The 19,696-nt window shown below is 67.0% G+C and carries 21 protein-coding genes and 2 pseudogenes; 9 read left to right on the forward strand and 14 right to left on the reverse strand.

The annotated features are described in order from the left end of the window. Positions 1 to 124 precede the first annotated feature (124 nt). Positions 125 to 825, reverse strand: a pseudogene (locus ACFQS7_RS29095) (IS5 family transposase); the annotation flags it as partial. Between the two features lie 299 nt (positions 826 to 1,124). After that, a complete protein-coding gene (locus ACFQS7_RS29100; protein ID WP_380070647.1) occupies positions 1,125 to 1,385 on the reverse strand; it encodes a hypothetical protein in 261 nt (86 codons plus the stop codon). Between the two features lie 952 nt (positions 1,386 to 2,337). Here ACFQS7_RS29100 and ACFQS7_RS29105 point away from each other — a divergent pair. Then, on the forward strand, positions 2,338 to 2,730 hold the full coding sequence (locus ACFQS7_RS29105) for an NUDIX hydrolase (protein ID WP_380070648.1): 393 nt from the start codon (positions 2,338 to 2,340) through the stop codon (positions 2,728 to 2,730). Between the two features lie 61 nt (positions 2,731 to 2,791). On the opposite strand, the gene ACFQS7_RS29110 is transcribed toward ACFQS7_RS29105, so the two are convergent. From ACFQS7_RS29110 to ACFQS7_RS29125, 4 genes are all read right to left on the reverse strand, one after another. After that, positions 2,792 to 2,989 carry a hypothetical protein gene (locus ACFQS7_RS29110; RefSeq protein WP_380070649.1) on the reverse strand — a complete coding sequence of 66 codons (198 nt, stop codon included), beginning with the start codon at positions 2,987 to 2,989 and terminating at the stop codon, positions 2,792 to 2,794. Positions 2,990 to 3,151: 162 nt separating this feature from the next. After that, positions 3,152 to 3,373, reverse strand: a complete 222-nt coding sequence (locus ACFQS7_RS29115) for a hypothetical protein (protein ID WP_380070650.1) — start codon at positions 3,371 to 3,373, stop codon at positions 3,152 to 3,154. Continuing rightward, positions 3,370 to 3,525: a hypothetical protein gene (locus tag ACFQS7_RS29120; protein WP_380070651.1), complete on the reverse strand. Its 156-nt coding sequence runs from the start codon at positions 3,523 to 3,525 to the stop codon at positions 3,370 to 3,372. The genes ACFQS7_RS29115 and ACFQS7_RS29120 overlap by 4 nt, the downstream gene beginning before the upstream one ends. 1,364 nt (positions 3,526 to 4,889) lie before the next feature. Beyond that, positions 4,890 to 5,156: an ATP-binding protein gene (locus ACFQS7_RS29125; protein WP_380070652.1), complete on the reverse strand. Its 267-nt coding sequence runs from the start codon at positions 5,154 to 5,156 to the stop codon at positions 4,890 to 4,892. Positions 5,157 to 5,598: 442 nt separating this feature from the next. Here ACFQS7_RS29125 and ACFQS7_RS29130 point away from each other — a divergent pair, with 442 nt between their 5' ends. Then, positions 5,599 to 7,056 carry a recombinase family protein gene (locus ACFQS7_RS29130; protein WP_380070653.1) on the forward strand — a complete coding sequence of 486 codons (1,458 nt, stop codon included), beginning with the start codon at positions 5,599 to 5,601 and terminating at the stop codon, positions 7,054 to 7,056. Positions 7,057 to 7,149: 93 nt separating this feature from the next. Further along, complete coding sequence (locus ACFQS7_RS29135) at positions 7,150 to 7,857, forward strand: hypothetical protein (protein WP_380070654.1); 708 nt, start codon at positions 7,150 to 7,152, stop codon at positions 7,855 to 7,857. On the opposite strand, the pseudogene ACFQS7_RS29140 reads toward ACFQS7_RS29135, so the two are convergent. The 3 genes and pseudogenes from ACFQS7_RS29140 to ACFQS7_RS29150 all read right to left on the reverse strand — a co-directional run. Further along, positions 7,858 to 8,451, reverse strand: a pseudogene (locus ACFQS7_RS29140) (ATP-binding protein); the annotation flags it as partial. 14 nt (positions 8,452 to 8,465) lie between these two features. Continuing rightward, positions 8,466 to 9,965 (reverse strand): IS21 family transposase, encoded by a 1,500-nt coding sequence (gene istA, locus ACFQS7_RS29145; protein WP_380070655.1) that lies wholly within the window; start codon positions 9,963 to 9,965, stop codon positions 8,466 to 8,468. 75 nt (positions 9,966 to 10,040) lie between these two features. Further along, the gene (locus ACFQS7_RS29150; protein WP_380070656.1) at positions 10,041 to 10,814 is read right to left on the reverse strand and encodes a Crp/Fnr family transcriptional regulator; all 774 of its coding nucleotides are present in this window, start codon (positions 10,812 to 10,814) and stop codon (positions 10,041 to 10,043) included. Between the two features lie 267 nt (positions 10,815 to 11,081). Between ACFQS7_RS29150 and ACFQS7_RS29155 the strand changes: the two genes are divergently transcribed. From ACFQS7_RS29155 to ACFQS7_RS29165, 3 genes are read left to right on the forward strand one after another with little or no spacing between them, the layout of a single operon-like run. Next, complete coding sequence (locus ACFQS7_RS29155; RefSeq protein ID WP_380070657.1) at positions 11,082 to 11,324, forward strand: DUF6894 family protein; 243 nt, start codon at positions 11,082 to 11,084, stop codon at positions 11,322 to 11,324. 28 nt (positions 11,325 to 11,352) lie between these two features. Further along, the gene (locus ACFQS7_RS29160) at positions 11,353 to 11,712 is read left to right on the forward strand and encodes an inositol monophosphatase family protein (RefSeq protein WP_380070666.1); all 360 of its coding nucleotides are present in this window, start codon (positions 11,353 to 11,355) and stop codon (positions 11,710 to 11,712) included. A gap of 24 nt (positions 11,713 to 11,736) precedes the next feature. Further along, entirely contained in the window at positions 11,737 to 11,946 is a 210-nt protein-coding gene (locus ACFQS7_RS29165) for an inositol monophosphatase family protein (protein ID WP_380070667.1), read from the forward strand. A 14-nt stretch (positions 11,947 to 11,960) separates the two neighbouring features. Here the strand turns inward: ACFQS7_RS29165 and ACFQS7_RS29170 are convergent, their stop codons facing one another. Together ACFQS7_RS29170 and hflX are read right to left on the reverse strand one after the other, a co-directional pair. Then, a complete protein-coding gene (locus ACFQS7_RS29170) occupies positions 11,961 to 13,031 on the reverse strand; it encodes an IS630 family transposase (protein WP_380070658.1) in 1,071 nt (356 codons plus the stop codon). Between the two features lie 391 nt (positions 13,032 to 13,422). Continuing rightward, complete coding sequence (gene hflX, locus ACFQS7_RS29175; RefSeq protein WP_380070659.1) at positions 13,423 to 14,739, reverse strand: GTPase HflX; 1,317 nt, start codon at positions 14,737 to 14,739, stop codon at positions 13,423 to 13,425. Between the two features lie 150 nt (positions 14,740 to 14,889). Between hflX and ACFQS7_RS29180 the strand changes: the two genes are divergently transcribed. Beyond that, complete coding sequence (locus ACFQS7_RS29180; protein WP_380070660.1) at positions 14,890 to 16,260, forward strand: NAD(P)/FAD-dependent oxidoreductase; 1,371 nt, start codon at positions 14,890 to 14,892, stop codon at positions 16,258 to 16,260. A 189-nt stretch (positions 16,261 to 16,449) separates the two neighbouring features. On the opposite strand, the gene ACFQS7_RS29185 is transcribed toward ACFQS7_RS29180, so the two are convergent. Both ACFQS7_RS29185 and ACFQS7_RS29190 read right to left on the reverse strand, forming a co-directional pair. Next, positions 16,450 to 16,818, reverse strand: a complete 369-nt coding sequence (locus ACFQS7_RS29185) for a hypothetical protein (RefSeq protein ID WP_380070661.1) — start codon at positions 16,816 to 16,818, stop codon at positions 16,450 to 16,452. A 71-nt stretch (positions 16,819 to 16,889) separates the two neighbouring features. Further along, the gene (locus ACFQS7_RS29190; protein ID WP_380070662.1) at positions 16,890 to 17,117 is read right to left on the reverse strand and encodes a hypothetical protein; all 228 of its coding nucleotides are present in this window, start codon (positions 17,115 to 17,117) and stop codon (positions 16,890 to 16,892) included. 421 nt (positions 17,118 to 17,538) lie between these two features. Between ACFQS7_RS29190 and ACFQS7_RS29195 the strand changes: the two genes are divergently transcribed. Together ACFQS7_RS29195 and ACFQS7_RS29200 are read left to right on the forward strand one after the other, a co-directional pair. Next, the gene (locus ACFQS7_RS29195; protein WP_380070663.1) at positions 17,539 to 17,934 is read left to right on the forward strand and encodes a hypothetical protein; all 396 of its coding nucleotides are present in this window, start codon (positions 17,539 to 17,541) and stop codon (positions 17,932 to 17,934) included. A 343-nt stretch (positions 17,935 to 18,277) separates the two neighbouring features. Beyond that, complete coding sequence (locus ACFQS7_RS29200) at positions 18,278 to 18,835, forward strand: hypothetical protein (protein ID WP_380070664.1); 558 nt, start codon at positions 18,278 to 18,280, stop codon at positions 18,833 to 18,835. Between the two features lie 58 nt (positions 18,836 to 18,893). On the opposite strand, the gene ACFQS7_RS29205 is transcribed toward ACFQS7_RS29200, so the two are convergent. After that, positions 18,894 to 19,454 carry a sigma-70 family RNA polymerase sigma factor gene (locus tag ACFQS7_RS29205; RefSeq protein ID WP_380070665.1) on the reverse strand — a complete coding sequence of 187 codons (561 nt, stop codon included), beginning with the start codon at positions 19,452 to 19,454 and terminating at the stop codon, positions 18,894 to 18,896. Positions 19,455 to 19,696: the final 242 nt, after the last annotated feature.

A 19,696-nucleotide genomic window follows, 5' to 3' on the forward strand; every position in this document is an offset into this window, starting at 1 on the left:
GTCGGAGGCACCCGATGCAGATTCAGTCCGGCCTTACCGCCGGCAAACCCCAGGTCGCGTAGCTCGCTACGCCGGATCGTTTTGGACCACTCGAAGTCCGGCCTGGCAAGATTGTACAGGCGGTCACGATCCAGCGCTTCGGCAGGACGACAAAGCGGTGGCGGTCGGAGCGCTTGACGATCTCCAGGTTTACCTGGCGGCAGGTCGCGCGCAGCCCGGCCTGGAAGTTTGGCCCCTGGTATCCGCTGTCGGCGTAGAGCTTCAGCAGGAAGGGGTAGAGGCCGAACAGTGTGCCCATCAGCAGCACGCCACCATCGCGGTCCTGGATGTCGGCGGCGTGGATGATGGCCTGCATCAGCAGGCCTTGGGTGTCGACCAGGACGTGCCGCTTCTTGCCCTGAATCTTCTTGGCTGCGTCGTAGCCCGAGGGGTCGATGCAGACCCCCCATTTTCCGCGCCCTTCACGCTCTGGCTGTCGATGATCGCTGCCGTCGGACTGGCCTCGCGCCCGGCCTGTTCCCGACACAGCACGTAGAGTGCGTGATGGATGCGATCGAGCGTGCGGTCCTCGTCCCAGCGCCGCAGGTAGTCGTTCACCGTGCTCCGCGGTGGCAGGTCCTTGGGCAGCGCCGCCCACTGGCAGCCGGTGCCCAGGACGTACATCACCCCGTTCAGCACCGCGCGCTCATCGATCGTCCGCCTGTTGCCGCCGCGCTTCGCGCGCGGGATCAGCGGGGCGAGGATCGCCCACTCCTCGTCCGTCAGGTCGCTCGGGTAGCGCAGCTTGCTGCGGTCGTATTTCGGCCGGTTCTCGGGCGTCCACATGGACGCCCTTCTTCCGCTGCGCGCCGCCGTAGGCCAATCACAACCGATTCAAATGACTCGGTCTGTTCCCGGATGGACACTTAGTCAGCGGGTCAAGACGCAGAACTCCAGCTAATCGGCTGCTTTACGCCTGGTCAGCAGACCCGGTTCCGCTTGCGGACCCCCAGCGGACCCGCCAGACGCCAACTCGTTACGTGTTAGCCGCCGGGTCGGGGCTGGTCCGGTACCCGCCGGCCGCCGCATGATCCCGGCCTGCTGAAAACGCACGTTTAGATGCACCCCCCAGCTAATCCAGCTAATCACCTAATCCGCGCCCGCGTCAGCTCCGGCCCGATGGCATGGTCAAAGCTGCGGTAGCGATCGAGGAACAGCGCCTCCGGCAAGGACCGTGCGTTGAGCCCGCGCAGCGCCTCCAGCGTTCGGTGCCACTCGATCACCTTGGGCTGGTCCATCTCGGCCAGGTTGGCGCGCACCACCTCGGCCGGGCTCGGCTCGGCCGGCACGTCCTCGATGTCGATCTGGCGGGGGTCGGACGGGTCGGCTTCGATCGGCTGCGCCAAATCGAAAGGCTTTCCTTTTGACGCGGCCACTATGCGGTCGACCGTGCGCTGACCTCGCGCGCGTGCGCGTATTGGCCCCGAAACCCCCTCGCCCCCACGCGCGGGGAGGAACGGGCGCGAGCACCGTGGAGCCGGCTCCACGATGACCCTCGCCCGCACGCGGGGAGGAGCGCTGGGCATTTTCACTCCTACAAAGCGATTGCCGCCTCGCCTCCACGCGTAAGGCGCCTCTAACTGCTCGCCGCGAGCAGTGACCTTCGGCCGCGCCGCCATCTGGAAACGGTTACCAGATAGACCCCGTGCGGTTGGCGCTATCAGGCGCTCAGCACCAGACGGAAGCGGCCGTCACTGTCCAAGTTGGACAGATACGCCTCCATTCGATGGGCCCGGCGGTCACTGGCGGTTTCCGCCAGATAGACCCGCAACGGCCTGTCACTCCAACAATGTGCAAGTGAGGACCGCGCCGGCTTGGCTGTCCCTGTCATGGCTCAGCCGATAGCCCGGCCCGCGTCTCCGGCCGCGGCCCCTCGCGCGCCTGGATCTCCTGCGGGCGGGTGTCTGGATGCACCGTGGCCGGCCGGATGCCGATCGGCGCGCTATGGCCGCAGCCCTTCTCGCCCTGGCAGAGCCGGCCGCAAGCCAAACCGAATGCGCCATCGCCAGGTAACAGCGCAGGCGCACCCGGCCGTCCGGGCCGATGGCGTCGGGGTCGGCCTCGGTCATGGCGCCGTTTAGCTCGGCCAATCGATGCTTGCCGATTCAGACACCTGCACCCCCAGCCGTGCGGCTGGTGCTACATCTCGCTCTATATACCGCAGCTAGCTCTTTTGGTGGTGTCGCTGGAGTTCGCGCTTCTTTGCGAAGGGAAATCCAAGCCGAAATGCGCAGGAAGCAAAAGCTCCGCGAGATAAAGACGTCTTCCGGTCGCCAATGCGCCGCCTTGCCGCTCACCATGCGGGACGGCGAGACCATGGTGATGTTGGTGACTAGCCGGGAGACACGGCGTTGGGTGCTTCCCAAGGGCTGGGTTGAACCTGAGCTAGAACCCCATGAAATGGCTGCCAGGGAAGCATTCGAGGAGGCCGGGCTGATCGGCGAAATCGAGCCGGAGCCAGTTGGGCACTACTCCTACGACAAGCGCCTGCGCGGCGGCCGCTTGGTCTCCTGCCACGTCTTGGTGTTCCCAATGTGGGTGAAGCGGCAGCTGAAGAAATGGCCCGAGAAGAAGCAGCGCAAGACGCGCTGGTTGACCCTCGGACAAGCCGCGATGGCGGTCGATGAGGGAGACCTAATGGCCCTTCTTCTGCGTCTGGCGGTGCCAAAGAACAGTGCGCCCCGGCCGTAGGTGAGCGGCGGTCGCTGGCGTCCACGTCGGACGCCAAAGCATCCCATGGCCCGGCCGGGAGCTAGCTGACGAGTTGGGCATGGTCCGGCACCTGCACCCCCAGCCGCGCCGCCATGGCCTTGAGCAGCGCGACGTCGCCCTCGCGCCACTGACGCCGGGTCAGCAGGCTGGTTGCCTCAGACGCCGGCATGCCGAGGGCCTCGCCGATCGCCGCGGGCGTGGTGATGTCGCGGTCTTCCAGCTCGCGCCAGATCGCCATGCGCAGGCGGATCGACGCCAGCCGGTCGGCCTGGCGGGCGCGGCGGTCCGCGGTAGAGGGCTAGGCCGGTGGCGAGGCCGGCGGCTGGTCAGGGAGTAGGGTCATGGGGGCAAGGTGGCCGCGCCGGTGGTCAGCGTCACCCCGGCCAAGTGCGCTGGCCGATCATCCTGTGACGGTCCAGGTCGCGGGTGGCGCCCCGAGTTGACCGGCTCGGATCCGCAGCCCACTGGGAACAGCCTCGATGCGGAAGTGCCAGCCCCGCAACTCGCCGGTGACGGTCCAGCCGGAGGGCGTCGCTTCCCAGAGCTGCTCGGCGATCCAGCCTTCCAGCCCGTCGTCGTCAGGCCAGCGCCAGAGCAACTCGCGGGCCTCGGCCTCGGTCATGGCAGGATCAGTAGCAGGCCTGCCGCAAGCAGCAGGCTGTCCGCAAAGAAGCGCGCGAGCCATGCGGCCCAGCCGGAAATGCCGAAACTGATAGAGACCAAGACCACCCCCGCCGTGGCCATGATGAAGGCCGACAAGTGCAGTTGGGTCATCGCTGGCTCACCCTATCCACCTGCGCCAGAACGGCCGCCGGGCCTCCTCCAGCGCCGGTGCGCTGGGGATGTCCGTCCTCCTCCCGACGCATGCGCGGCACTTCCCTACGCTCCTCGCGGCGTGACTTGAGCGGGGCGTCACCCCGCCTATGTCCGTTCGCCGTGCCCAGCCTGAGGATCGAGCATCCGGGCCGGTAAGTCATCGAGGGGATGTGCCGTCGTGCGTATCAGACCTAAACGCAGCCGAAAGACCGCCCGCAAGCGCCTCCGGGTGCAACGTAGACACGCCAAACTCCAGAAGGGTGGCTAGGCCGGCACCCCCGTATTGCCCTGCCTGTTGGCGCTGGAGCCGGTCTACGCGCCGGCGGCTCCGCCTACCTGCACGGCCTGTACGCCGCCCTGGCATGACCACCGGCCGCGGCTTATGTCCGGTCGGTCTCGCTGCCTCCGGGGAGCCGGCCGGCTGGCAGAGCGCCGAGATCGTTCATCGTCTTCTCGGTGCCGCGGGATGCTCAGGATGCCGCTCCAAAGCGGCATACGCTAAGGCCTTCTCGGTCCTGGGGGCTCCCATACCGGCCAAGGCTGCCACCGGCCTGTACGGACTTCCCCGCGGTCAATCCGGGGGCGTCGCCGGCACCCTCTCCTGAGCGCCCTTTGCGGCCGATCCGCCCGGCCGATGCTGTCCGGGCTGCCGTTAAAACCGGCGCGGTGGCAGCGGCGTTCCGCGGTGTGATCGGATCCTCCTCCGGTCGGGGGCGGGATCGTCTTCTCCCAGACGACCCGGACGGTTCCGCCCCTCCACCTGGCCACGGCCAGGTTGTGGCGCCATCCCATGGCGCCTGCGGCACCAAGCCAGGGGAGCCCGCGCTGCCTGCGGGCGCACGGCACCGGATTGCCCGGATTTCTGCCCTTGGAAGCGGTCCTACGTCCTGGGGGTCCTTATAGGCCACCGGCGAGAGCGGCGAACGGCCTGTACGGCGCGTGGCGGCGATGCTGTCGGGAGTGACTTGAGCACCCGCCACATGATCCACACGCCGATGCCGGTGAACAGTACCCCCGTTTCCATCAGCCAGGGGGTCCAAGCCATGGCGCCGAACAGGGCTAGTCCCCCTGGTCATTGACAGTGACGCGTTTCTTTGAATCGATGGCCGGGTCGTTGTGCGGAGGTCGGTCCGGTGTTTGCGAGACAGGTTGCGGTCAAGAAGTATGTCGTCACGCTGAGCACCCAAGAAGTGTCAACGGCGGAGTAAAATCAGGCCATCCTGGCGGAGCAAAAGCAGGCCACTGGGGGCGCAGCGGGTACGGCCCCGGACAGGCCCCGATCGGGGCCTGTCCGGGGCTGTGGTCGCTTCGTCGAGGGCCTTCTATGCGGGCAGGATCTCACCGGTGTCCGGGTTGATCTGTTCGCCTGTGGAGGTGTCGTCCTGTGCCGCCTTGCTCGACAGTCGCCGCCGGGCGGTGGACTGTGCCAGTCGGTAGCTATCACCGTTCATGGTCAGGATGTGGACGTGATGGGTGAGCCGGTCCAGCAAGGCGCCGGTCAGACGCTCCGACCCGAGGACCGAGGTCCATTCTTCGAAGGGCAAATTCGAAGTTACGATTGTGGAAGAGCGCTCGTGGCGTTGGAGCATCCGGTCAACAAAAGGGGAGGGTGAATCCTCGTGTCCTCCAATCCGTTCGTGTCACAGCGCGCCACCATGCCCTGGCTGGGCAGGTGGTCCGGGTGGTTCGGCACAAGCGACATCGCGGCGAAGCCTACGTGGTCGTCGAGGTGGAGGACGGCTCGCGTCAGCTGATCGCCGCACGGAACACGGAACTCGCAGATGAGCAATCCTCGGCGCCAGGCCTCCGCTTCACTCCCAGTTCGCTGCGCGCCCTGTTGGACGTGATCGACGACCTGCGGCGCCGCCTGGGGCGGGCCGATGGCACTGCGCACGCGTCAGCGGATCAGCCTGCCGCTGTGGACGCTGTTCTCGCCGGAGACGCGGCAGCAGGCGGTGCAGCTGTGGACGGAGTTGCTCGGACGCCAGCTTCGCCGACCCGACATGACCGCGCCAGGCACAGGAGCGGGCGATGAGCATCGCGGTGTTTCCGAGCCAAAAGCTGCAGCCTCGTCACCTGCAGCTGCAGGCCATCGTCTACGTCCGGCAGTCGACGCCACGACAGGTGCTGGAGAACCAGGAGAGCACGCGACGCCAGTACCAGCTTGCCGAACGAGCACGACAACTGGGCTGGCCAACGCCACAGGTGCAGGTGATCGATGACGACCTCGGCCTGTCGGGTGCCAGCAGCCATCAGCGCGGCGGCTTCCAGCGACTGGTCGCAGCGATCGGCCTCGGCGAAGTCGGTATGGTGCTGGTCACCGAGGTGTCGCGGCTTTCGCGCAGCAACAGCGACTGGCACCGCGTGATCGAGCTCTGTGCCGTGTTCCGAACGCTTATCGCAGATGAAGATGGCATCTACGATCCGCAGGATCCGAACGACCGGCTTTTGCTCGGCGTCAAGGGCACATTGTTCGCCGCGGAGCTGCACATCCTGCGCGCACGCATGCGTGGAAATCTGCTGAACAAGGCGCGTCGCGGCGAGCTCGCGCTGCGGCTGCCGGTCGGCTATCGGCGGCTGGGGGATGGCTCGGTCGTCCTTGATCCCGAGGAGGAGGTTCGCCAGACGCTGACGCGGATCGTCGAGCGCTTTGCGGTGCTGCGCAATGCCCGCGCCGTACAGCGCGAGCTGAACGATCAGCGCCTGCGAATGCCACGCCTGATCCAGGTCGGCGCCGATGCAGGTAAGCTGGTCTGGGTCCAGCCGACCTATCAGATGATCCAGCAGGTGCTCACCAGCCCGGTTTATGCTGGCGTCTTCGTCTATGGTCGCCGCAAACTGGAGATGGCCCCTGGCGACCCGCCGACCCTGAACGAGAGGCGACGGCCGATCGAGGAATGGGACATCGTGGTGCCTGGGGTCTATCCGGCCTACCTCACCTACGACCAATACCTTCGCAATCGGCAGCAGCTGCGCGACAACATGTATAACTTCGCCAAGAAGGGACGCGGCGCGCCACGCGAGGGGCCGGCGCTGCTGCAAGGCCTGATGCTGTGCGGCCGCTGCGGGCGGCGCATGACGGTCAGCCATGGCGGCGAGTATCGACGCTACGAATGCCGCCGCGCCCAGCTCGACTATGCCGCCTCCCCCTGCCAGTCGTTCCCGGTGCGCCACCTCGACGCCGCTGTCGAGGTGATCCTGCTCGAGGCGATGCAGCCAGCTACTTTGGAGACCACGTTGCAGGCTTTCGCCGTGCTCGACCGCGAGCGACGCGAACTGGACCGCCATTGGCAACTGCGCATCGAGCGCGCCCGCTACGAGACCGACCGCGCACAGCGGCAGTATGACGCCGTGGAGCCGGAGAACCGCTCGGTCGCGAGGACGCTGGAGGCCCGCTGGAACACTGCCCTGCAGGCGCTAGAGAAGCTGCAGGCCGAGTATGCCGTGCTGCAGCGGACCGAGTTGCGCCCGCTCGAGGGTACTGACTAGGAACGTGTTCGGCGCCTGGCTGCCGACCTGCCCGCGCTCTGGCACGCCGCCACGACCACCGCCGCCGACCGCAAGCGCCTGCTGCGTCTCGTCGTGACCGAGGTCACGCTGACCACCCATCCAGAGCAGCGTCGGGCAACCTTCAAGCTGCTCTGGTGCGGTGGCACGGTCACCGAACACATCGCGGACTGCCCGCCCATCAGCCAGCACATGCTAACCGGCGCTGCCGTGCTCGAGCGGCTCGCCGAACTGGCACGCCAGCTACCCGACCATCAAGTCGCCGATCGGCTCAACGCCGAGGGCCTCCGCACCCGCACCGGCAGGGCGTGGACCTATGCCCGCGTGCTCTCCATCCGCAAGCAGCATGCCATCCCGACCGGCTGCCGTCTCGATCCGGACCTCACCACAACCAGGGCCGACGGTCTCGTCTCCAGTCGCGCCGCTGCCGAGCTGCTCCAAGTCTCGCCCTCGCTCGTCAACCTCTGGGTCCGGCACGGTGTGTTGCGGCATGACCAACGTGTGCCTGCCTCCAAGGTCTGGGTCCGGCTGGACGACGCAGATGTCGCCAGGCTGACCGGCGCGGCGCCACAGACCGACGCCCTGCCAAGTTTCAGGTCCGTCCTGCAGCAGACAGGGCTTGCACCGAACGAGCTCTGGCAACAGGTCACCGAAGGCCACTACCTCCCTTACCGCGTACGTCAGGGACAAACCTGGCAGTGGCGCCTGAAGGACCTCCGCACCACGCCGCCACCACACCGCCAGCCCCGTTCGTCCTCACCGCAAAGGAAACGACCATTATGAATGACGATCTCTGAACACTTCGAACAGCAACTCCGCTCCGGTCGACGACAGGGGCACATAGCCAAGTTCATCGACGATCAGCAGCTTGGGCGCCTGCAACTCGCGTTGGAGCCTGAGCAGGCGTTTCTCGTCGCGCGCCTCCATCAGTTGGTGGACCAGCTGAGCGGCCGTGATGAAGGTGACGCTAAAGCCTTTCTGGCAGGCGGCGAGGCCGAGGCTCAGCGCGATGTGCGTCTTGCCCGTTCCAGAATTGCCGAGTGCGATGATGTTCTCGCGCCGCAGGATGTATTCGCAGCGTGCCAACTCGAGGACCAGCATCTTGTTGAGGCTGGGGATAGCGGTGAACACGAAGCTGTCCAGGCTCTTGGTCGCCGGGAACCGGGCCTGGCGGATCCGCCGCTCGACCAGACGCCGCTCGCGGTCGATCAGTTCCAGCTCGAGCAGCCGCAGCAGGTAGCGGGGGTGATCGACGCCGTCGCGGGCGCACTCGCGGGCCACCTTGTCGTATTCGCGTAGCACCGTGGGCAGCCTGAGCTGCTTGAGGTGATGCGCCAGCAGGACCTGCGGGGTGCCCTGGCTGGTGCCGGGCGGCATCGTGTCGGCCGCGCTCATGCCGCCTGCTCCTCGAGCAGCACGGCATAGTCGGCGGCGCGGGTGCTGCGCACCGCGGTGTTGGGCAGCCAGGGATAGGCGGCCAGGTCCAGCCTGGCCGGGCGCCGCTCGATCCGTGCCAGGACGATCTGCCGGACCGCGTCGAAGCCGATGGCGCCGAGTTGGATGGCCTCGGCCACCGCGGCGGCGACCACCTCCTTGGCGGCGATTTCCAGCAGGCGCAGCACCTGGATGAACTCGCGCTTGCCGCGGTTGCCCATGCGCGCCTCCAGCAATTGGCGCAGGTGCTGGAAGGCTGGCGGCAGATCCCAGCCCTGCAGCGCCGCCGCCTGGTCGAGCGCGCCCGGCTTGGTCTCGAGCAGCGCCAGGTAGTGCAAGGGGTCGTAGACGAACTCGCCATGGCCATAGCAGCGGGCGTGGCGGGCGACCGGCTCACCCTCGCACAGGATCAGCACCGTCTCGACGAAGCCCTTCACCAGCACCGGCTGGAAGCCATGCGCCGTCGGCACCGAGTAGTCATTGCCGCGGTAGCGCACCAGCGCCGTCGACGACACCCGCGCGGTGGTCGTCTCGCACGGCTCGAGCGCTACGCCGGGCAAAGACCGCAGCGCCGCCAGGTCCGCCACCAGGCGCTCGCCGATCGTCTCGGCATGACGGCCCGCCCGGTCGGATTGCCGCAGGCGGCAACGCTCCGCCAGCAGGGCGTTGAGGTCCTCATGGCTGGCCGCCACCGGGACCGGGGTCATGAAGTTGGACCGGGCGAACTTGACCAGCCCCTCTACCTTGCCCTTGTCGTTGCCCTTGCCCGGGCGGCCAAAGCGGTCCTGGAACAGATAGTGGCTGACCAGGCCGGTGAAGGCCCGCGTCCGCTCGCGCGTGCCGTCGCCGCAGATCCGCGCCACCGCCAGCTTGAGGTTGTCGTACAGGATCGACTGCGGCACACCGCCGAAGAAAGCGAAGGCCGATACATGCCCGTCGAGGAAGGCCTCGGTCGTCTCGCGCGGATAGGCCTTCACGAAGCAGGCGTCCGACTGCGGCAGGTCCAGGCAGAAGAAGTGGACCTTCTGCCGAACCCCGCCGATCATCGCCACCGCCTCGCCGAAATCCACCTGCGCATGGCCGGGCGGGTGCGCCAGCGGCACGAAGACCTCACGGCCCCGCGCCCGCTGCCGCCGCACATGATCCTTCACCACCGTGTAGCCGCCGCCATAGCCATGCTCGTCGCGCAGCCTCTCGAAGATCCGCTTGGCGCTGTGCTGCTGTTTGGCCGGGGCCGACCGGTCCGCCTCCAGGATCGCCTCAATCACCGGGACCAGCGGACCCAGCTTGGGCTTGGCCGCCGGTCCGCTCCGCACGTAACCCGGCGGCGCCGAGTACCGGCACATCTTGACAACCGTATCCCGGCTCAGGCCAAACACCCGAGCCGCCTCCCGCCGACTGTGACCCTCCAGGAACACAAACCGCCGGACCGCCGCATAGCTTTCCACCACAAACATCCTCCGGCGACCTCACCTGATCGCTCAGGGTAGGCCACCTGCCACTGGCCGGGTTTTACTCCGCCCGCAGCGGCATTACGCCGCCGCTCCAGTGGCCGACTTTCTCTCCGCCGTACACATCTGTGCCTCCACCTTCGACCCGAACAGACGATCGAGGGCACGTCGGGCTACGCCGTAACACTCGCAGGCGGCCGCCTCCAAACCGGGCCGGTCGGTGACCTCCATGCGGCCCCGCTCGTAGTGGATCAGACCCGCCGCTTGGAACTGGCCCGCCGCAACGGTGATCCCGGCGCGACGCACGCCGAGCATGATAGCGAGGGACTCATGGGTCATGGCGAACGACCCCCCCTCAGCCCGGTCGTGCGCGATCAGCAGCCAACGGGCGAGACGCTGGTCGATGCAGTGACGCCCGTTGCAGGCCGCCGTGCGCGCCACCTGCCTGTGCTGAAATAGGGCTGAGCGGAGCAGCAGGGTGCGAAAGGCAGGAGTGTGGTCGAGTTCCGCGCGGAATGCCGCTGCGTCCATGCGGAGGGCGGTGCCTGGGTTCTGCACCATGGCTTCGCAGTCGTCGCTGTCATCTCCGAGCAGAATTGGCAGCCCAACCATCCCTTCGTTGCCGACCACCCCGACCTCGATGACATCGCCCTTCTCCAAATAGGCCAGCATGGACACATAGCCGGTCTCAGGGAAGTAGACGGCCGTGATCGGCTTGCCCGGCGCGGAGAGGACCTTGCGCAACGGAAGGTCGACAACCTCCAGCTGCGGCTGGAGCCGGGCAAGGTCTTCAGGCGGCAGCGCCGCGAGTAGGCGGTTACGGGATGTGGGTATGGCGTGGTCGGCGAAGGTCATGGTTGGCTCCCATGCGACAGGGCTGTCGGCGGGAGTACGAGTCTCTCTCTGCCGCCCGCGCCGGAGGGACTCGGCAGGCGATGATTTGTACATAATGGCGCAAGGCACTGAATAACAGATTGAAAAGGCAGGAAAATGCTCTCGATCATTGTGGCAAGTGTCAGATTACTGACATAATCATTGGTCTTCTCGGCCGTGCTCCCAGTGTGGGGCGCAGCCGTGCGGGACCGGACAGACACGGCTCGTGGAACGGTGGCCTAGAGGTCTATGCCCCGCTTCTTTTTTCACAACCGCACTGACGCCGTACTGATCGAAGACCTGGAGGGGACCGAGTTGCCCATTCTGGACGCGGCGCGCGTTGAGGCCATCGTTGACCTCCGCCACTTCGCGGCCGACGCGCTCCGGCAGGGTCTGCCGATCGGCTACCGCCAGATCGACATCTACGACACTGCCCGGCAGCTCCTGGCGACGGTCTCGGTGCAGGACGCCATACGCCTGCTCCTACCGTAGCGTCGCAGAGCGGTGAGCTTGGCACGGCATCCAGGGCGAAGAATTCGGCCTCGACCGGCCGGAAGCGTCGCTGCGCTGGGTGCTGGATCCAATCGACGGGCCCCGCGCCTTCATTACCGGCCGCCCGGTCTTCGGCACGCTGGTGGCGCTGCTGCGAGACGGCGTGCCAGTGCTCGGCGTCATCGATCAGCCCATCATCGGGGAACGCTGGGTCGGCCTGGCGGGCCAGCAGACTCAATTTCGCGGTCCCTTCGGCGGCCGGCCAGGGTGCCGACCATGTTCGCGCCTGGCGGAGGCAGAACTGTCCTGTACCAGCCCGGAGATGCTCAATGCGGCGGAGACGGCGCGCTGGCATCGCCTGGCCGCGGCGGTGCGGCGGGTATCCTGAGGCGGGGATTGCTACGCCTGTGGCCTGCTGGCGCTAGGTCAGCTGGACTTGGTCGCAGAAGCCCAGATGCAACCCTGGGATTGGGCCGCGCTGGTCCCGGTGATCGAGGGCGCAGGCGGCCGGGTGACAGATTGGGAAGGCCGGCCCCTGCGCCTGGGCAGCGGCCTGCAGGTACTCGCGGTTGGCAACGCGGGGCGACTGCCCGAGGCGATCTCGCTGCTAGCCGGGGATTAAGCTAGTGCAGTGACTCATACGGAAGGTACAGGCAGCCGCGCGAGCTTGGCGAGGATGCGGTCGGCGGGCTTGGTCCAGACGAATGGGCTCGACGTGGCGTTGTGCTCGCGGATGTAGCGGGCGATGGCCTGCTCGAGGTCGGCGACGGATTGGAATACCCCTCGTCGCAAGCGCCTTCGGCTCAGCGCTGAGAAGAAACCTTCGACGGCATTGATCCAGGAGGCCGAGGTTGGGGTGAAGTGGAACACCCAGCGCGGGTGCCGCTCCAGCCAGGCGCGCACCTTGGGATGCTTGTGGGTGGCGTAGTTATCGGCAATGGCGTGGATCAGCTTACCCGCGGGCACGGCGCGCTCGACCGCGTTGAGGAAGCGGACGAACTCCTGATGCCGGTGCTGCGGCATGCAGCGGCCCAGCACGGTGCCATCCCGGACATTGAGCGCGGCGAACAGGGTGGTGACGCCGTTGCGTTTGTAGTCGTGGGTCATGGTGCCGCATTTGCCGGGCTTGAGGGGTAGGCCAGGCTGGGTACGGTCGAGCGCCTGGATCTGCGACTTCTCGTCGATGGACAGCACCACGGTGTGCATCGGCGGATCCATGTAGAGGCCGACGATGTCCTCGACCTTCTCGGCGAAGGCCGGATCGTTGGAGCGCTTGAAGCTGCGCAGCCGGTGCGGCTGCAGCCGATGGGCATCCCAAATGCGCTGCACTGAGCGCAGGCTGATGCCGCTGGCCTGCGCCATCGCCCGGCCGGTCCAATGGGTGGCCTGGCCCCGCGGCGCGGAGCAGGTGAGCGCCAGCACCTTCGCCACGGTCGCGGTCGGCACCGGTGCTCGGCCGGGTGGGCGGGTCTTGTCGCGCAGCAGGCCGTCCACCCCAGCCTGGGCGTAGCGCGCCTGCCAGCGCCACACCGCCGGTCGGCTTGCCGCGGCCTGACGGGCAACCTCGGCGACGGGGAGCCGGTCGGCGGACAGCAGGATGATCCGAGCACGCTGGATGTGCTTTTGCGGGCGGTTCCGGTCAGCCGTGATCGCCGCTAGTCGGACGCGATCACCAGCATCGACAATGACGCATACGTCCTGGGCCATTCGCCCAACCTGACATGCCTCAGCAGGCGCGTGAATCGTCCGTCTGCGTCAGTGCACTAGCAGACTGAGCAGGACAACTGAGTCGCGCGGGCCCTGATAGCTCCAGGCTAACAGGTGGGCGTAGATGTCGTAGTCGTCGGGGTGGATGCAAGCATCCTTGGCGACCATCACTGCGCGCCGATGGCGCCTGATGACGTCGAGTTCCCGCGCATCAGCCAACCTGGATCACCTGCAACCCCGGCGTCGGTGCCTCGGCCGGCTTGCCCCGCTCCAGCTAGCCCAAGGCTATGCGCACCGCTGGACCGCCCTTGTGCCAGCGGTCACGTAGCGCCGTCGGCGGAAAGTCAAAGGTCTTGGCCGGCGCTCGGTCGACGAACAGCGCTAAGTGCCGTTAGCGCCCTGGCGCGGCATTCCGCTGCCGCTCGAAGCGCGCGCGGTCTTCGGGGGCGAGGCGCACGGTGACATGGATAGCCTCGTCGCCGTCCTGCCGCCCGACCACCTCCCCATGACCGTAGAGCCAGGCGAGTTGCGCGCCGTCCGAGGTCGAGATGTCATAGCCGACGGTCACCAGCCCTTCCGACAAGCGCGTGTCGATCGTCGCCAGTAGCGCAGGTAAGCCCTCCCCGGTCAGCGCCGAGACGGCGGCCTCGCCCGGGCGGGCGGCGACCTGCGCCACGCCGCCGAGCAGGTCGGCCTTGTTCAGGACCTCGATTGTGTGGCGCGACCAATCAGCGCCGAGCATGCCGTCCTCCGCCATCCCGTCCAGCACCGCGACGACGTCGGCACGCTGCGCTTGGCTGTCCGGATGCGCCGCGTCGCGCACATGCAGGATAATGTCAGCCTCGGCCACTTCTTCCAGCGTCGCTCGAAAGGCCGCGACGAGCTCGGTCGGCAGCGCGCTGATGAAGCCAACCGTGTCCGACAGGATCGCTCGGCGGCCGGACGGCAGGGCGATGCCGCGGAGTGTCGGGTCAAGCGTGGCGAAGAGCTGGTCCTCGGCCACCACCGCGGCGCCGGTCAGCGCGTTGAACAGCGTCGACTTCCCAGCATTGGTGTAGCCGACCAGGGCGATGACCGGAAAGGGCACGCGCCTGCGGGCTTCACGGTGCAGCCCGCGGGTGCGGCGCACCTCCTCGATCTCCTGGCGCAGTCGGGCGATGCGCTCGCCGATCAGCCGGCGGTCGGCCTCAATCTGGGTCTCGCCGGGGCCGCCGAGAAAGCCGAAGCCGCCACGCTGCCGGCCAAGATGGGTCCAGGATCGCACCAGGCGACTGCGCTGGTACTGCAGATGCGCGAGTTCCACCTGCAGTGCGCCCTCGCGGGTCCGTGCCCGCTCGCCGAAGATGTCGAGGATCAGGCCGGTGCGGTCGATCACCTTGCAGCCCCAGATGCGCTCCAGGTTCCGCTGCTGCACTGGCGAGAGCGCCGCATCTACCATGGCAAGGCCGATGCGCTGCACCGCGATAGCCTCCCCCAGAGACGCTGCCTGGCCGGAGCCGAGCAGCGTCGCCGGCTGGACTGCCCGCAGCGGCAGCGTGACCCTGTGAACCACGTCGAGGCCGATCGACCGGCTGAGCTCGACCGCCTCCGCGAGCCGCGCCGCGGCATCGCGCGACTGGCCGTCCTCGTGCCAGGGCAGGATGACAGCCGTGCGCATCGGCGCCTCGGCGGTCTCATGCAAGCCGACATGGGATTCGGTGTCGCTCATTCTTGCTTTGCCTCTGGAAGCTGCGCCGGCCGGGGTAACGCAGGCAGGCGGAGGCGCGTCCCCGGGCTGGGAGCGGAACGGCCCGGCGTAGCGCGGCAACGTCGGCTTGGTACGGCAGTTACCGCCCTTGTCCTTGCCGGGAAAGAAGCGATGACGCAGCAGGAAGACGGTACGCGGCCGCTTCGAGTGGTGATCCTGGGCGCCGGCTTCGGCGGCCTGGAGGCGGCGCGCGCCATGGCCCGCGCCCCCTGCGAGATCACGCTGGTGGACCGGCACAACCACCACCTGTTCCAGCCGCTGTTGTACCAGGTGGCGACCGCGGCGCTGTCGCCCGGCGACATCGCCTGGCCGATCCGCGCCATCTTTCGCCGGCAGCGCAACCTCGCGGTCGTGATGGCCGAGGTGACCGGCATCGACACCGCGGCGCGCGTCGTGCGTGCCGGCGAAGAGCTGGCGATCGCCTATGACGCGCTGGTGCTGGCGACCGGCGCGACGCATTCCTATTTCGGCCATGACGAATGGGCGCCGGTCGCGCCCGGGCTGAAGACCATCGAGGATGCCACCGACATCCGCCGCCGCCTGTTGCTGGCCTTCGAGCGCGCCGAGGTCACGACGGACCCTGATGAACGCCGCCGCTTGCTGACCTTCGTCGTTATCGGCGCCGGCCCGACCGGCGTCGAGCTCGCCGGGGCGATGGTGGAGCTAGCGCGCCATGCCATGCCGCGGGAGTTCCGCCGGATCGATCCCGCCGCGGCCCGGGTGATGCTGGTGGAGGCCGGACCGCGCGTGCTGCCGACCTTCCCCGAGGAGCTGGGGACCGTCGCCCGTACCTCGCTGGAGCGCATGGGCGTGCAGGTGCTGACCGGCACCCGCGTCACCGGCTGCAGCGCGACCGTTGTCGAATGCGGCGAGGAGCGGATCGCTGCCGGCACCATCGTGTGGGCGGCCGGCGTCGTTGCCTCCCCGGCCGGCGCCTGGATCGGCGCCGAGCGCGACCGGGCCGGGCGGATCCGGGTAGGGCCGGACCTGGCGGTGCCGGGGCAGCCCGGCATCTTCGCGGTCGGCGACCTGGCCGCGGTCACCGACGCCTGCGGCAAGCCCATCCCCGGCAATGCGCCGGCAGCGAAGCAGATGGGCCGCCATGTCGGCCGGGTGCTGGCGGCCCGTGCCGCGGGCGCGGCGGAGCCCGGCCCCTTCGCGTACCGCCACCATGGCGACCTGGCCACGATCGGCCGGCGCTCCGCCGTGGTGGCGCTGAACGGCATCCGCCTGACCGGGTTGATCGGCTGGTGGTTCTGGGGGATCGCCCATGTCTGGTACCTGATCGGCTTCCGCAGCCGCGTCGTCGTCTCTTTCGAATGGCTCTGGAGCTACCTGACCTTCCAGCGCGGTGCTCGGCTGATCACCGGCCGCGAGCCGCGCGGCGGTAATGCGGCGCGCGTGCCGGGGCAGGCCACAACACCCGCTGCGACGGCCACTATAGAACCGCCGGGAATCAGGGTTGTTGCCGGACGCCCGTAAAACGCGGAATGATGCCCTGGACCTCGGGTGCGCCGCTACGCGGCTTTGGGACTTGGCCGCGACGCACTGCCCAGGAGGTCGCGCTGGTGCCGTCGGCGGCGCGCCTGCTTCTCTGGGTTCGAGCCTGGTTTGCACCAGTCCTGAGGCTGTTTGTCATATCAATCCCGACCCCTTGCGCTTTTTCCTGAGCTACGCGCGGACGAAGTTGGACATGCTGCGCCGCTTGCATGCGGTCGCACCACGCCGCGATGCGAAGGCGAATTGCCGCGACCCGATCCCGCGCCGGACCCGGTGTTCAGCAATGAGTAGCTTTGGCATTCTCGGGGGTGTCCTACGTCGTGGGCCATTCTGGGCACGATGTCGCTGTGCCTCGCTGACCAGATGCCGGTCATGGGCGCTGACGACCAGCCCGGCCGCAGAGAAGGCTTGGAACGCGGCCAGCACCTCCGCTGCCGTAGTGTTCAGATGTGCCTCGAGACGCGCTCCGGAGCCGAGCCAAAAGCGGTTGACCTCGTCCGACGGCAAATCTTTCAGTTTGCGATGCGCTGTCAGCAACATGCCCTGGGCCTTCTGAAATGCGACCTGCGCTCGCTGCAGTCTGCCCGTGATCTCAGGTTCGAATGAGGCAGTCATACAGGCAGCATCGCAAAGCGTGCCTCTGTCACCGCAATGCGGTTCACGGCATCGATCAGTGGCCTGACGTTGCGGCAGTAGCCACCCGGCCTGCGCGCATGGACCGAATCGGCCAGCACCGCCAGGCCGTCAGCGGCTGCCACCTGTTCGAGCAGCGCCAACGCGCTGTCGAGGTTCGCCGCCTCGTCGTGACAGGAACTCATCCGGCAAGCCGCCATGCGCATCCTCTGGCTTCCTTTTGGAAGTGCTACACCGGCACGGAACAGGAGCAGTCTGTTCCAACCTTGCTCTGGCCGGCAAATTCTTGGCACGCCGGGATACGACAGAGAGTGAGCCAAAACTGTATTGGCTGATCCCGAAGTACGGTACTGTACAAACACCTCACAATTCGGAGCATATCTGGCAAATCGGCTGCTGCATTGCTGCATGGTGACAAACTACGGATCTCATCGTGGCGTTCGCGTCAACACTGCCGGCTGCTCCCGCATGCTCCTGTCGCGGGCGGGACCGAAAGCAATGCCAGACACTGGGCCGTCCTAACCACGGTGGGGACGGCCCCCCAAGGAAGCTCCGATGCTACCACACAACCCGCGCCTTCTCCGGAGCGAGCGCGACACCAGCGTTTGTTGAACGCGGAGACGATCGATGCCCCAGACCTCCATTCTCGCAACCGCGCTGGGCGCGGTGCTGCTCGCCGCCCCTGTGCTGAACCAGAACCGCGACGTGAACACAGGTGAGCTGCGTCACTCCGACCGCATCATTTTAGCTCAGGGCGGCGGCGGTGGCGGTGGTTCTGGCGCGGATAGCCAAGGTACCGGTGGGCTGAACAATGCCACTCCAGGCTCCCCAGCTGCCGGCAATCTGGGCAGCACGCCACAGGTCATGTTGGGTCGCAGCCAGCAGCCCGCCCAGGGTGCCGCGGCGCCACTGGTTCCGACGCAGGGGCGTGGCGCACCAGACCCGAGTGCGCTCCCAGGAACCGTCTCCACAGCGCCGGGCGGCACAGCAGTGATGCCGGGTGACCGGGCTAACCAGCGTTAAGCGCGGGCAGCGCGTAGCAGCACCGCCAGCATAGCACTACAGTTGCGCATCCCAATGAGACATATCTTCTAGCTGATTCGTGCGGCGCCGTCCGTTTGCGATCATAGACTGGTTCGCTAAGGTCTGACGTTTCAACTTATGCGAGGGACGTGCCGTCGTGCGTATCAGACCTAAACGCAGCCGAAAGACCGCCCGCAAGCGCCTCCGGGTGCAACGTAGACACGCCAAACTCCAGAGGGGTGGCTAACACTCCAGTTGCTCTAACTCATCGAGGCGGATTAGCGGCCCCGCTTTGGCGTTCCTTGTACAGGATAGGACAGACAGGGACGCATTTGAGACAAGGATGGCGAAGGCGCCCTGGCAGCAAAGCGCTTCGTTACCCTGTGCTGCAGCCAAAAAGACCTCGGAGAGCAGGTACATGTATGCTGGACAAAGCTCCTACTCATGCACCGCATTGCAAGGCCGGCGGGTCCTCGTCGTCGAAGATGAGGCCTTGGTCACCATGATGATGGAGGACGGGCTCCTCGATGCTGGGGCAGAAATTGTCGGCCCTGCCTGCTCAGTGAGCGAGGCGCTGGCGATAATCGAGCGCACGGCGTTCGACGGGGGGCTGAGCGTCGCCGTGTTGGACATCAACCTCGAAGGCGTGGCTGTCTTCCCGGTCGCCGATTGTCTAGCCGCCCATGGCGTGCCCTTCGTATTCTGCACCGGTTATGGCGAAGGCTGTGATCGAGGTACCCATGTGGCTGCGCCGGTACTGGCGAAACCATTCGGCCCCGATGCTCTGGTCGCTATTGTCGAAAGCTTAGCTGCTGGAACACGACGCTGCACGCAAGATAGCACCCTAGGACCAGCCATGCCCTCGGCGAGGGGTGCTACACGCTCGGTTTGGCGGACATAGAAACTCGGGTGTATGGCAGAGAAAATCCACTGGTTGGCTAAGGGTTGAACGGTGGCGTTTACGGCTCGCTGTCATCCTGCAGCTCCGCCGTCCTCACCTTGGCGCGCAGGATGCGCTCCACTGCCGCATGCGATGCCTCGACCGACCCGATGCCAGCGTCCCGGCCCGTCTCGCCGAGCAAGCGGGCTGCCAGCAACCGTCGCGCACGGAAGACCCGGCTCTTGGCGGTGCCAATGGCGCAGTCGGTGGCCGCGGCCACTTCCTCATAGGACATGCCCTGCAGCACGACCATGAACAGCGCCTCGCGCTGTACAGGATGCACTTCGCCGAGTGCCTGCTGCAGCTCCTGTAAGACGAGACGGTCCTCGTGCCCGGCGTAGACCGCAAGGGATGCTGGCGGGGCATCGTCGATGTCCACGATCTCACGCCGCTTCCGCAAGTCGCTGATGAAGCGATTGCGCAGGATGCGGTGCATCCAGGCGCGGAAGTTGGTACCCGGCGTGAAGCTGCTTTGCGCGGCGAGCGCGTTCATCGCCGCGTCCTGAACGAGATCATCTGCCGCAGCCCGGTTGCGCGTCAGCGCAAGCGCCTGGATGCGCAACTGCGGCAGCGCGGCCACGAGATTTGTATGGAAGTCATTGTGGGGTGCGGCACGGTTCGATGAGACAGCCGACTGCGGTAGAGGTCACCGCAACCGGAGGTCAGACCGATGGACCAGAACCACAGCGACAAGCCCCCCCTGTGTCAGGACAGTTGCCGCGCGTTTAGGACCGCGGAACGAGGGGGCGCGGGTAGTCGAGAATGGCTCGATACGGACAAGCATACAGGGATCGCATCGTCGCGCGGCTGCTGCCGCCGGAG

The organism is Dankookia sp. GCM10030260, from assembly GCF_042666655.1.
Taxonomy (GTDB): Bacteria; Pseudomonadota; Alphaproteobacteria; order Acetobacterales; family Acetobacteraceae; genus Paracraurococcus.